12 protein-coding genes are annotated in these 12815 nt (G+C 68.7%); 8 read left to right on the forward strand and 4 right to left on the reverse strand.

Annotation, left to right across the window (positions count from 1 at the left end):
- Positions 1-152: 152 nt before the first annotated feature.
- The 3 genes from IN07_RS19695 (at position 153) to IN07_RS19705 (ending at position 3781) form a co-directional block, all read left to right on the forward strand.
- Positions 153-1817, forward strand: a complete 1665-nt coding sequence (locus IN07_RS19695; protein ID WP_197058573.1) for a PP2C family protein-serine/threonine phosphatase — start codon at positions 153-155, stop codon at positions 1815-1817.
- A 238-nt stretch (positions 1818-2055) separates the two neighbouring features.
- Positions 2056-2898 carry an HNH endonuclease gene (locus IN07_RS19700; protein WP_197058574.1) on the forward strand — a complete coding sequence of 281 codons (843 nt, stop codon included), beginning with the start codon at positions 2056-2058 and terminating at the stop codon, positions 2896-2898.
- 160 nt (positions 2899-3058) lie between these two features.
- On the forward strand, positions 3059-3781 hold the full coding sequence (locus IN07_RS19705; protein WP_036339285.1) for a hypothetical protein: 723 nt from the start codon (positions 3059-3061) through the stop codon (positions 3779-3781).
- 79 nt (positions 3782-3860) lie between these two features.
- Here the strand turns inward: IN07_RS19705 and IN07_RS25450 are convergent, their stop codons facing one another.
- A complete protein-coding gene (locus IN07_RS25450; RefSeq protein WP_036339288.1) occupies positions 3861-4451 on the reverse strand; it encodes a hypothetical protein in 591 nt (196 codons plus the stop codon).
- A 488-nt stretch (positions 4452-4939) separates the two neighbouring features.
- Here IN07_RS25450 and IN07_RS19715 point away from each other — a divergent pair, with 488 nt between their 5' ends.
- The 3 genes from IN07_RS19715 (at position 4940) to IN07_RS25460 (ending at position 6803) form a co-directional block, all read left to right on the forward strand.
- Positions 4940-5932, forward strand: a complete 993-nt coding sequence (locus tag IN07_RS19715) for a hypothetical protein (RefSeq protein WP_036339291.1) — start codon at positions 4940-4942, stop codon at positions 5930-5932.
- A gap of 536 nt (positions 5933-6468) precedes the next feature.
- Complete coding sequence (locus IN07_RS25455; protein WP_156119298.1) at positions 6469-6630, forward strand: hypothetical protein; 162 nt, start codon at positions 6469-6471, stop codon at positions 6628-6630.
- Positions 6630-6803 carry a hypothetical protein gene (locus tag IN07_RS25460; protein ID WP_156119299.1) on the forward strand — a complete coding sequence of 58 codons (174 nt, stop codon included), beginning with the start codon at positions 6630-6632 and terminating at the stop codon, positions 6801-6803. Before IN07_RS25455 ends, IN07_RS25460 begins: the two co-directional genes overlap by 1 nt.
- 354 nt (positions 6804-7157) lie before the next feature.
- On the opposite strand, the gene IN07_RS19725 is transcribed toward IN07_RS25460, so the two are convergent.
- The 3 genes from IN07_RS19725 to IN07_RS19735 form a co-directional block, all read right to left on the reverse strand.
- On the reverse strand, positions 7158-9176 hold the full coding sequence (locus IN07_RS19725; RefSeq protein ID WP_052091535.1) for a hypothetical protein: 2019 nt from the start codon (positions 9174-9176) through the stop codon (positions 7158-7160).
- A 664-nt stretch (positions 9177-9840) separates the two neighbouring features.
- Positions 9841-10059 carry a hypothetical protein gene (locus IN07_RS19730; protein ID WP_197058575.1) on the reverse strand — a complete coding sequence of 73 codons (219 nt, stop codon included), beginning with the start codon at positions 10057-10059 and terminating at the stop codon, positions 9841-9843.
- Positions 10049-10675 (reverse strand): mobilome CxxCx(11)CxxC protein, encoded by a 627-nt coding sequence (locus IN07_RS19735; RefSeq protein ID WP_036339297.1) that lies wholly within the window; start codon positions 10673-10675, stop codon positions 10049-10051. Before IN07_RS19735 ends, IN07_RS19730 begins: the two co-directional genes overlap by 11 nt.
- A 141-nt stretch (positions 10676-10816) precedes the next feature.
- Between IN07_RS19735 and IN07_RS19740 the strand changes: the two genes are divergently transcribed.
- Together IN07_RS19740 and IN07_RS24920 are read left to right on the forward strand one after the other, a co-directional pair.
- Entirely contained in the window at positions 10817-11566 is a 750-nt protein-coding gene (locus tag IN07_RS19740) for a hypothetical protein (protein WP_156119300.1), read from the forward strand.
- The gene (locus IN07_RS24920; RefSeq protein ID WP_036339300.1) at positions 11559-12695 is read left to right on the forward strand and encodes a helix-turn-helix domain-containing protein; all 1137 of its coding nucleotides are present in this window, start codon (positions 11559-11561) and stop codon (positions 12693-12695) included. The genes IN07_RS19740 and IN07_RS24920 overlap by 8 nt, the downstream gene beginning before the upstream one ends.
- Positions 12696-12815 lie beyond the last annotated feature (120 nt).

Below are 12815 nucleotides of genomic sequence, written 5' to 3' on the forward strand. Positions count from 1 at the left end.
GCACCGTGGGCGGCGGGTCCCCTTTCACGAACGTTGTGACCGGCGGCGATTCGCGTACGCTCCTGGCGCGTCCTCCGCCGCGGAGGGGCAGCGCAGGAACGGGAGTTGTGGTGTCGGAGTCCACCGCACCCGGGCTCGATACCGGGCCGCTTATGGGGGTCCTGGAGGGGCTGCCCGACGGGGTGGTGATCTTCGGCGGCGACTGGACGATCTGCTACATCAACCCGGCCGGGGCGGCGCTGGTCGATCGGCGCGCCGAGGAGCTGACCGGCCGCAACCTTCGGGTGGCGCTGCCCGAGCCGGCCGGCACCGGCCTGCACAACTTCCTGTTTCAGGCTCGCAGCGTCGGCACCCGGGCGACGTGGCGCGGTTGGTACGCCCCGGGGCACCGGTGGCTGTCGGTGACCGCGGTCGTGGCCCAGGATCTGCTGCACGTGTACTTCCGGGACGCGGCCGACCAGTCCGCCGGGCAGCCCGACGAGGACGGTGCCGAGGCCGCTGCCGTTGACCCGGTGGGCGACGCCGAAGTCGATGATCGGGACCGGCTGCGGTTCCTCGCGCACGTCAGTGAGGTGATGTTCGGAACCCTGGACAGCGGTGCGTCCGCCGCCCAGCTGGCCGAGCTGGTGGTGTCGCGGTTGTGCGACTGGGCGGTCGTCGCGGTACTCGGCGAGGACGGCCGCCCCACCGGTGAGGAGGCCCGAGCACACCGCGACCCGGCTCGCCGCGCCGACCTGGCCACCTACCTGGACGGCCGGATACGGGGCACCGGCGACGACTCCCCGCTGCTGGCCGCACTCCTCACCGGGGAGCCGGTGCACCTGCCGGAGATCGACCCGACGCTCGCCGAGCCGGCCCTGGGCACCGAGGAGGTGCGCGCAGCGTGGCGGCGGCTGGACGCCACCTCGTGCACGATCGTGCCGCTGCGCGCCCGCGCCGAGACGATCGGTGCGGTCGCGCTGATGAATACCGGCGACCGGCCGGCGCACACCGAGATGGAGATCGCCACCGCCGTCGAGGTGGCTCGCCGCGCCTCGGTGGCGCTGGACAACGCCCGGCTCTACGGCCGGCAGCTGCAGGTCGCCGAGACCCTGCAGCGCAGCCTGCTCACCGCGCCGCCGCAGCCCGACCAGCTGCAGCTCGCAGTCCGCTACCAGCCGGCGGCCACCAACATGCACGTCGGCGGCGACTGGTACGACGCCTTCCAGCAGCCCGACAGCGCCATGCTGCTGGTCATCGGCGACGTGGTCGGCCACAGCGTCGACGCCGCCGCGGCGATGGGCCAGCTCCGCAGCATCCTCCGCGGCATCGCCTACGACCGGCCCGAAAGCCCCGCACAGGTGCTGCGCCGGGTCGACGGCGTGCTCACCGGCCTGCGCATCGGCACCCTGGCCACCGCCCAGGTCGCCCGCCTGGAGCAGTCACCCAAGTTGGCCCGCAAACGACAGCGGAAACTGCGCTGGTCCTCGGCCGGGCATCTGCCGCCGGTGCTGATCCGCGCCGCCGGCGACGTGGAGGTGCTGGACAGTCCCCCCGAACGGCTCCTGGGCGCCGACTCCGCCAGCCCGCGCACCAACCACGCTGTCGTCCTTCAGCCCCACGACACGGTGGTGTTCTACACCGACGGCATCGTCGAGCACGGCCGCAGCGGCATCGACGAGGGCATCATCCGGCTTACCGAGGTTCTGGCGGAGCTGCGGCACCTGCCGCTGGAGGAACTCTGCGACCGCTTGCTGACCCGCATCGTCGACGGTCGCACCGACGACGACGTCGCGATCCTCGCGGTCCGCTGCGACCCGGAGGATCTTCCGGCCTGATCTTGATTCCTCCGGGCTCGAAGACCTCGTAGACCCGTTCGTCGGTCTATTGGGTGACGCGGGAAGAGTTGGACACCGTGAAGTGGGCGCCGTCCCACCTGCTGCCTCCGGGGCGGGGGAGGAGCGCGGTGTGCGCGGCTTCGTGGACATGGTCGGACCGTAGCGCGCCAGTCGGACAGTGAGGATCGCCCTGCTGACGTCAACCATTCATCCGGCTTGCACTGCCAGACTGGCTCACGTGTGGTCAGGCACGATCAGCGACAGCACGGAAGGGAACTCCCTCCGGCGTCGCAGGGGGAACATCCCGGTCCGAAAGCTCGCGGTGCGCGGCGATGACGGTGAGCTGCTTGAAGTGGTCCACGCGCCGCACGCTGGATCGACCGACCACCGATTCCAGATCGTCCGCAGAATCGAGGTTCACTACTTCGACCGGTGCCCGATCTGCCTCAGCCCGGAACCCACCAGCGCGGAACACCTCCCGCCCGCCGCGCTGGGCGGACGATCGATGACCCGCACCTGCACCCGGTGCAACAACGACCTCGGACGGGTCGAGGCCGAGCTGACCGACTGGCGCGACAACGCCTTCCGGCACACCACGGCGACCGCCGACGGGATCGTCGGTGCGCGCAAGCTCCCGCGGCTGCTCCACCGCCAGACCGCCGACGGCAAGTTCGCACTCATCATCGACGGCCCGATGCACCCTGACGCCGAACCCATGCTCAAGGGACCGGAGTTCGCGCTGCAGTTCGTGCCGCCGAACCCACGCCTCTACAAGCTCGCCGCACTCAAGCACGCGTACCTCGCCGCCTGCCTGGACCTGCGAGCCATTCCGCAGACACTGTGCGCCGACGTCATTCGGCGCGAGCTCCTGGCTGCCCGCGACGCCCCGTCGCGAAGGGAGATTCCCCCCAGCGAGTACGCCCTGTCGATGCCGCTCATGCGCACGCACGAGCAGCCGCGGGGACCGTCGGTGGCCCTGGGCTACGTCGAGCGGCCCGATGGCCTGGCCGAGTGGTGGATCGCGCTGGCAGGGACGATCGCGGTCCCGTGGCCCCTGCCCGACTCGCCTCCCACCTACTGACGAGCGGGGGCGTCGACCTCTCAGGTTCCAGTTGGAGATGGGTGCCCATGTCGGCCACGAGGCGGCCGCCCACACCGACCGGTCGACCGCGTCGGAGGACCTGTCCTGTCGGTGCCTGCACGTATGTTGAGCTGCAGGTGCCGAGGAGCAGGGGACGTAGATGTTCGACCGCGACGTTGACTACCCGACGGCCGTCGCCAGCTACGACGACGACGGCCTCGACGCGGCCATCGAGTGGTGCGTTCAGCACATGGAGGACGGTGACATGCTCACCGTGTGGACCGCCCTGAAGTCCAACCTGGGCAACTGCCCGAAGCTGGAACGGCTGGTCCACCGGAACTCCAACGTCGAGCACGTCACCGGCAGGGGCGGCGGATACATCCGCGGCAAGGGCCCGGTGCTGATGGCGTGGGCGGACATGGATGACATCGGCAAGCTCATGCGGTTCGGCGGTCGCGCCACCCGAGCGCTGTGCGTCATCCCGGCGTACGACGAGGCGGTCCGGCCGTGGGTGTCCGCGGTCAGGCCGCAGGTGCTCGGTGACGGCTCGGCGTGGGAAGGCGCGGTTCCCGAGCTCGACCCTGTCGTCGTCGAGGCGATGAAGGGCCTCACCTTGACGGTCAACCACAACAACACCATCTCGGCGGGCTACGAGAAGGACATGGTGGTCAGCGCTCTGCTCGCGCTGCACGACGCGGGCATCGAGATGGACGGTGCGGGGATGCAGGGGTGGGCCCTCGCGCACGGCTGGTCCGGGAAGAACCCCGAACGTCTAGCCAAGTACGTCGACGACATCAACGTAGGCAAGCGCCCCCGTTGTCGTCCCGTTCTCCGCGAGGACTACATCGGCCGCCTTCGAAGCCGCGCTGCTGGAGGCGAGTGACACCGACCTCGGCGCCAGGATCCGATGTCAGGCGCGCGCGGCCGAAACGGCGGGAACGCCGCGTGGGGCGCCGGTGGCGCTAAGCACTCCGGCCAGGGTATCGAGGGCGCCGGGAACCAGGGCGTAGTACGCCCACACGCCGCGCTTCTCCCTGGTTAGAAGGCCTCACCTGCCCGACCACCTTCCGCCTGCGGATGTCCACGCCGGCGTCCGTCCCCGCCGGCGTGACTGTGGCATCGCGGTGCCCCATGTCCCGCAGCCACGGGCAGGTCACCACCTCCGCCTCCCGCCACGACCCGATCGGGACGGGTCGCACCCGCCGTCGGAAGAACCCGGTTCGCGGCAGCTCCGGGACCGACGTCCCACCGTCGGCGTCGGCCCGGCCCCGGGCGAGCTTGTCGCCCGCCCGCCGCTCACGTTCCTGGGCCACGACCGCTGAGGCGTCCTTGAGCGCCTCTTCGAGGTGGTCGAGCACGGGCTCGGGTGCGACCCGTATGAAGCCGGAATCCCTGGATCGGCTCGCTGCCAGGCCGGCAGCCTTGTCATAGCTCAGCCACAGCTCCCCGCCCGAACGCCCGACCTCGAGGTCCGCCAGCCCGAAGGTCAGCGTCATCCCGCGCCTCTCGGTGGCGTGGATCCAGAGCTCGCGCGCGGCGAGGACGGCGACCACGTCCTCGACGCCACGTCCCGGGACCAGGAGGCGAGCCTCGACGATCCACAGGGCCGTCCTGCGCCGAAGCCAGTCGGTGATCGCGTCGGCAGCGGGGCCGGTGACCGCGGGCGGCCGTGGGCTCCGCTCGTACGCCCGCGCGCCCCTGAGCGGCCGACCACGCGAGGGCGGTGCGCTCGTCCTGGCTGATGTCGAGCACCGCACCCCCGTCTCACCGCCCGCTCCCGCCGGAACGGCGCCGAGCAATCCAGATAGTGGGAGTTGGACGCAATGTGCCATGCCGGCTATCGCCGACTCAACGAGGCCACAGCGGCCTGCCGACGAATGCCGCCCGTCGGCCGTCGTGTCGGCTGCCGCCCCTCTGCTCTCGTCGTCGCGGGCGCGCTGGAGCTGGCGTGGGCAGTTCAACGGCCTGTCCTCCTCCTGCGGGCTCCGCGCCCCCACGGCGGTGTGCCCCTGCTCGCCCGGCCAGACGGCACACTGCAGAGGTGCCGGTCCTCCCTATCCCGTTCGAGACTCCCGCGCCGCTGACCGGCGGAACGGCCAAGTTCATCGCCATCGCGAACGTGCTGAGCGGTATGAGCCGGTACGCCGTCGAGGCCGCTGGACCGGGAATCGCCGTCGTGGACGCGGAAGCCATCCGGATCGCGAGCCGCCCGGCGAAGGGTCCTCGACGGACGTTGAGCCGGGAGGCCTCCCGGCTGCTGCGCATCGCCTGGCACACCGAACTCGCGGCCCGCGTCGGGGACGAGTTCGACGACGCGACGCTTCGACGCGCGGCCGCGCAGACGCTCCCGGTGCAGGCCTACTACGCCGTGTTCAGTGCGGCGCGGGCGGTCAGCGCGGTCGCCGGGTCACCGACCGACACCCACCGGAAGGTGCACGACGACTTCGAGAGCCAGCGGGTCCGACGTGCGGCTGGGCCGTGGGCGGTCACGCTCGCCGGAGACCCAGAGAAGGTGGCCCAGTGCCGTCTCGCGCCGGCCATCTGCACCATGACCGCCTACAACCCGATGGAGCTGCATCGGGATCCGGCCGAGTACCTGGCCGCTGCCCTCCGGATGACGCGCAGGTGGAAGATCGAGTCGGCGAGGCTGGATTGGCTGAGCAAGAACAAGCGGCCGAACGGGCAGCCCTACAAGAGCCTGCCCGCGAAGGGGCGAGCTGAAATCCTGGCGCGTCTGCGCCGGACGACGGTGATGGACTTCCTGTACGAGCTCCGGCGCCGGACCAACTACGAGTCGGTCGACGAGTACGGCTCCGACGCGGACGACGCGACCGTCGAACGATTCCACCGAGGCCTGCTCTACCTCGCCGACAGCGGCCTCCTGCTGTACGAGACTCAGATGGCGCAGTACGCCGGTGTGCAGGCGTACACCGATGCGGTGACCGAGTGGACGTCATCGGTCAAGCGCATGGGCCCGTGGTCCGGCGACGCCGTGCTGCGGCGTCTCACGGCGATCCGGCAGGTGGTGAAGTGACGTGCCGCACATCGTCGACGTCACCCGGTGACAGGCTGAAGGGATGGACTCCTACCCGCCGCTGGGTGGCTATCCGCAGTTCGCCCAGTCCAGCGGACTGTTTCCCGCTGGGGAGAAGGGGGCGCTCCCGAATCAGCTTCGGCTCCGGCGTAGTTCCCGACCTCGTCCGCGGCCTACGCGAGCTACCGGCGCTGGCAGCCGAGGGTATGCCCTGCAGGCTGAGGTGCGGCCGGCGGTCATCGGCTGCGTCTACCTGCTGACGTCGCCGGAGGTCGTCGGCGCCTTGCTCCCGCTGGATTGCTGCATTGTGGTGGATCGACAGCAACGGGTCCGGGGGCCGCTGGGGCGACTGCACCGTGACGGGTCCGGGCTTTCGTCGATGCACCTCCGGGGGGTTCGAGGACGTCAGCGTGCCCGGGCCCGACGGGCGCGTCCCGGTCCTCGGTCCGGGAAGCCCGATGCCGGACCCGATCGTGTTAGGTCCCGTCAGGGCGGCCGGGTGGTTGGGTGCCCCGTCGTCACGACCGCTCGTCCACGTGAAGATGCTGCTCGCCGCCCGGACTTGGGTGTGGGAGGACGACTGGGGCTACGAGCAGTGGCACTTCACGCCGCTACGCACATGGCTCGGTTCGGCCAACTGGACGGCGGCCGCGCAATCCCATCTGGAGTTCGGCTTTGGAGCGATGACCCGGAGCTGATGGCCGCGAACCGGCGCTTCCTACTGGACGTCATCAGCTTCAGCCAACCTCTGGACAGCGTCACGGATGGCCCCGAGCCCGAGCTCCGCGACGCGGACTGGGACAACCAAGCCTTCGCCGAGTACGTGGCGGAGATGGGGACCGTCGAATCCGACATGGCGGAGTACGACTGAACGCTGGTCGGCCAGGCAGCGGCAGGCATAGGGCCGGGCGTCCCCCCGGTGAAGGACGTGTGTCTGAGCTGAACCCTGACCGGCGGACCTACGACCCGCCGCGCACTGTTCGGGTGTTGCACGACGACGGCTGCTGGTACCGCGGTGCTCAGTTCGAGTGGGTGCGCTGGCCGACCGGCCAGTGGCGCGCGGGAATCCGGTACATGACGAGCCCGGGACCGGCGTACTTCCAGTCAGTCCCGGGCGACCGGCTCATCGACGACGTCGACTCCCACTTGGCCAAGCTCCCTGAATGCCAGTTGCGTGACCCTGTCGGCGCCGCGCTGACTACCCCGCCGGCCATAGAAAAGTCGCTCAGAACGGCGCAGGTGTCGTCGCCCCACCAGTCGCTGGCGCCGCAGGAAGCCACGCGGCGAAGATCTCGGGCAGGCGGTTGAGGTCCTCAGCGGTCAGGGTGAGCAGCGGGATGCCGGTGTGACGGGCGAGCTCGCGCTTGCGGGCGACCTTCGCGGCGTACGCAGGCTCGTCGGGCATACCAAGTGCCTCGACGTAGGTGCTGTCGTGGAGCAGCCAGTCGGCGCGAAGGCCGGTCGTGTTGAGATCTGGGTGCCGGGGATACGCGGGCTCGATGTCATGCGCGATGCCCGAGTGGTGCAGGAAGTCGTCGACATGCCGCTCGAGCATGGACCGGCATGGATGCCCGTCCGTAGCGACGGTGATAGTGCCGCGGGAGGTTCGTAGGCCGCCCTCGAGAAGGTCGGCCAGGTGAAGCCACTGGGCCCAGCTGCGCGCGGTCCCGTAGCTGCGCGCGCGGAGCGTGGCCAGAGCGGGGCGGGGGATGAGGAAGCGGCACAGCATTGCTGCATCGGCGATGTCCGGATCGCTGACGTGCAGCCGGTTGAGCTGCGCCACGGATGGAGGGCCCGAGAACTCGAGCTCCACCACGCGTCGTAGCGCCCAAACCACGGATTCGATCCACGGTCCGTCGGTGCCGTTGTCCCGTAGCCAGCGGCCCTGAGCCCAGCGAACGCACGCGAAGCAGTAGGCCAGGCCGTCCGGCGAGGCCAGGGCGTTGTTATGGCAGAGCCGACAGCGGGCCGGTCGAAGTGTGGCTGCGTTGACGCCGAGCAGCGTCCCGAGTTCCCGCAGGTAGTAGGTGTTGGCGCGCAGCTCCTTGTGCGTGGAGCGGTGAATACTCGCGCCTAGCTTGCCCCACTGGATGCCGAGTACTTCGGCGTGCTCGGGGGGCAGGTGGCCGCGGACTCGGTTGCGTAGCCGGAGTTGGACCGGCTGGGTACCGCGTTCCAGGTCAGTCGGGTCCTGGCGATCGGACTTGACCGGTGGGTCGATTGACCAAACGGTGTCTGCATCTACGCCGTGGCGCCGCAGCAGTGTCTGAACGGGCTCTCGATGAGGCCTGGCGTAGACCATGACGACCTCGGTGGCGAGGTCGTAGCGGGCGATCTCCCGCAGCTGGTCGGGTGCGTGGTCGGCCTCGATGACGCGTACCGACCAGCTGGACTCGCGGATCGAGACAGTGGCGTTCGGGAAGTCCGCCAGGTCATCGAGATCCGGACTCGAGTGACGGGAGATTCCGTGCGCCTCGAGCGCTCCGAGTGCTGCTGCGCGGAGACGCTCATCGACGAGGGTCAGGGGGCCGTGGGGCACATGCCACTGCCCGATCTCGGCTGCCTGGCCGTCCAGGAGCAGGACGTGGCGGCTGCCGAAGATGCCGCTGCTGACAGCGGTGATGCCGTGACGCCCATGCGGTTCCCGTCGCCAGGTGGCCCAGATCGCGTTCTGTGCGACCGCCGCCGCATCCCGAGCGGCCCGTGCCTGGCTGCGGGCGTTGTTCGTCGTGGCCTGCGCGGCCTGTGCTGTTCGCAGCCGCGTGTCGCGACGGGCGAGGTGGGCCTGCCGTACCTCCGTCTCCGCGAGGCCACGTCCAGCGTCGGCTGCAGGGCCACCTGCGTGCTCCTTCCTGATCTTGTCGTCGATGTACTCGGAGATGACAGGCTTGAGGTCGTCGCTCCAGGCCCATTGGAGCCGTAGGGTGCCCATTCGGTAGCCAAGGGCTGCCTCCTCGGCCGGAGTCAGGGGGGAGTCGGTGGTCGGCGTCCACGGCTCGTCTTCCACCTCTGGGTCGTCCCATTCGTGGAGCTCGTGCAGCTCGATGTACCCGTGGCAGCCGGCCGGGACGGGGGAGTGCGTGGTGAGGTCCGTGATGAGCGGGGCCATGTGGTGGAGCCACTTGCTGTAGAGGTAGCCGAGATGGCGTTCGAAGACGTCGCCGCCGTGGCTGGGTGGTGCCGTGACGGCGATGGCGCGGGAGTCGTAGTTGTTGTCCGGCCGGGGGACGAGCGCCAGCAGCACCGGGATGATCGCAGCGCATCCAGCGTCTCTTGGTGGGGGAATGATGCGGTTGCGGTCACGTGTGTGAGAGAGAATGAAGCGCCGGAACGCTGGCGCTGCGTCGTCCCAAATGGCGAAGCCAAATCCGCGTTCGGGGCTCCCGGGCGGGAGAACCGTTAGCTGGGCCTGCGCATCAAAGCGGAGGCCTGTCTGAACGTCCGCCAGGAGGACATGGTGGCAGAGGGAGACGCATCGACTGCGCAATGTGACGTCAACCCACCCGAACTTGGTACTGCCCGTCGGTACGGCAGCGCGCCACGCAGCAGCGTCCCCTTGTCGATGTCTTGGTGCCACTGGTGCCATGTGAAAGACGCGTCACTCGCACTTGCGGCACATGTCCAGCTCAGAAGCCGGATGACCCTTTGAACTGCACCTATCCGCTTAGAGGGATACCGCGGAATGACGGACGATGCCGTCGGATACCGCCCCATGACGCCGTCTTCTGGGTCAAGTCTGGGTGCCAAACGTGAGCGGGAGCGGGCTGCCGCGGGCCGGGCGTCTGCCTCAGTGGGCGTTGGCGACACGCTGCCGTCATGCCTGACCCGCCATCCTGGTCGATCCCGGCCGCTCGTCACGATCCCGGTCGACCGGACGGTCCAACGGACAAGTGGTCAGGCGGGTCTGGCTAACCGCGCCCGCAGCACTCACAGCCGCCACCGAGCGGTCCAAGCACGACGCCGGGGATGTTTTCGAAGCTCTTGCGCACCGACTCGCGCTGCTGCAGCGTCTGCCGCTGGTAGTCGTTGATCAGGCGGATGACGGCTTGCCGGTCCGTCTCGCTCAGGACGGTGAAGCCACGGAACACCCGTTGGGCCGAAGTCGACGGCCGCTGGCTAGAAGTCACCACACACCCCGCAGTTGGTTGGTCTCATGTTGGACGGAACAAGGCCGCAGCTCGTGCAGCGACGTTGATAGCGATGCAGCGCGTACCGCATGCCCTTGCGCTTCTCCCTCTCGGCAAGGCCGGCGAGGTTGTCCTGCTGCCGCTGGGCATCGTCCGCGACGATCGCCAGCTCAAGGAGGCGCTTCATCTCCCGCGCCGAGTTGGGAGGAGTCTTCCCCAGCACCTGGAAGCGTTGCGCCAGCTGGTCGTTGGCGACGAACGCCCGCGCGGCTCCCTCGAGGTTGCCGGACCAGTTCCGGGCGAGGGCCCAGATGGAGAGCAACAGCTGGATGCCGCCGAGCGCTGCGGCGACGCTGAGCACAGCTGGAAGGAAGGTGGCTCGGACGCCGTATCCGGCGGCGGCGACCCCGACGGCTGCGGGCACGGCGATGCCGAAGAAGGTCAGGATGGCGATCTTGAGGCGAAGCTGGCGAGCGCGGGTCTCGAAGATGTGGCCGGTACCGGTCGCGTGGGTCGCGCGGTCCCACGCCTCGGCGCGCAACCCCCTGAGCTCTGCGTCCCCTGCTCCGGCCACCGCGGCGGGTGTGCTGGCGCCGCTGGGGGTGGGGTCGGTCACGGCGGGTGACGCTACCATACTGCGACATGCCCAGTGATCGGATGACGCAGGAATCTAAAGCAATCCGGTAAGGTCACCTCGGACAGCCGCGACGGGGTGTCCGACAGGGTCGACCCAGCCGAGGGTCGCAGGAAGGGTGAAATGACCGTCATCAAGGGAATCGCCTGGGCCCAGGCTCGCTTCGGTTCGTCGTGGCGCGAAGTCTGTGCCGGAGTTCCGGCGGTTCTGCGCGATCGTCATCGGGGGATGGTGGAGGCGCAGGAAGCAGCCCCGCTCCGCAAGAAGCTCGTGTACGGCAGCATCTACCAGGCCGTTCATGAGGGGCTGGTCGAAGAGCTAAGAGGGTTGCCCAACGCCGACGTGTTCAGGCCCAAAGGTGCCTCGTATGAACTTGTCGCCATCGAAGGGCATGTGCTCTTTCCGTGGCGCTTCACTCACGACGCCACAACGGAGCTCGACGACACGCCTCTCGGTCGGCCCGCTTCCCCCACGCGGCGCGCGATCGTGAACGGGATACGGCGCCCGGAGATGCTCGACCTGGGCCTTGAGCTTCCCGAACCGGAGGACCTTGCGGGTCCGGAGCTCCAGGAGGTCGCCTGTCTCCGCCAAGCCTTTGCCGAAGTCGCGGATGAGCAACCCGTGGTGCTCATCCCGTATGCGAGCAACGCGAGCGCCTTGCTCCGGGCCTACTGGGGCGACGCAACCCTGGGCGCAGACGACCGCTTGGTCTGGGGCTTCCGCGAGCTCATTGATCTGACCGGTCCTACGGACCCCGTCGGGCGGCGACGGCCGGAAGCGGTGCCGGACGAGCGGCCCTCGTTCGATTCCGCGCCGCTGTCTGCTCCGGTGCTCAAGCCGCGTGTCAGGCCCGCGGAGGCTTCTGATGCGTGATGATCCCCGCCAACTCCTGCTACCAGGGGCGGAACCAGATCCTGAAGCCGATGCCGTCAAGCGCTTGTTTGCGCCGGCGCGACTAACTCAGGCCCGCCTCGTCAGTGGACTGACGAAGGCGGCGCTCGCTGAACGAGTTGGCGTTTCTGCAGCAGCTGTAGGGCAGTTCGAGGCTGGTGTCACCAGGCCGCGGGCGGAACAGCTTCAGCGATTGAGTGAAGAGTTGGGCTTTCCGGTCACCTTCTTCACCGCTGGACGTCCTCACGAACACATGGATGCGAGCATGGCTCACTTCAAGAGTCTGCGCAGTACACGCGTAGGGGAGCGTGCCCGCGCAGTGGCCTATGTGGAACAAGTGTGGGAACTGACCCACGCACTCCAGAAACACGTTGACCTGCCGGAAGTTGACCTCCCGCCCACCCAGACCGAGCCGATTTCTGCGGCTCGGGCGCTCCGTGGGCATTGGGAGATTCCTCCCGGGCCGTTTGCGCATCTTGTGCGAACGATGGAGGTCCACGGAGTAGTCGCAATGTGGCTACCCGTTTCTAAAGAGGAAAGTGCCAGGATTGAGGCCTTTTCGACGTCCAAGTTGTCGCGCCCGCTCGTGGTACTGACTCCGGACAGGGCCGACGATGTCTACCGGCACAGGTTCGCTGCCGCGCACGAGCTTGGACATCTCCTCCTTCATCAAGATGTCGCACCCGGCGACATGCAGCAAGAAAAGGAAGCTGACGCTTTCGCCGCGGAACTGCTGACGCCTCGCGATGAGATTCGGGCGGACATTGGGAACCGTGTCCGACTCGGTGACCTTGCCGACATTGGCCGTCGCTGGGGTGTGGCAATGAAGTCGCTCATCAAGCGCACGCAGGAGCTGGGTCTTGTCTCTGAGGCGACGGCGCGCCGTCACTATCAACGACATGCGCAGTTGGTGTCGGCTGGGCTCCTCCAGCCGGAGCCAGTCTCTGGCTATCCGGGAGAACTGCCCTCGCTGCTCACCCAAGCGCTGTCGCTCGCTGAGCAGCATGACTTCTCGATGCGTCAGTTGGCTGACGAGCTGAAATGGCCGCTGCCGCACCTTCGCAAGCTGCTGGGAGAGCAGGGCAGCCGACCACGTCTCCGACTCGTCTGACCGAAGGAGCGCAGCTCCGAGTACTCGGAGCGCGCCAGTCGTGGCACTGAGGACCCTCGGCGGCTAGTGGTCCTCGTCGTTGATTCGTCGGGGGTCTGAGGTCCAGGCGGTGGAGTCATT

The organism is Modestobacter caceresii, assembly GCF_000761485.1.
GTDB classification, from domain to species: Bacteria; Actinomycetota; Actinomycetes; order Mycobacteriales; family Geodermatophilaceae; genus Modestobacter; species Modestobacter caceresii.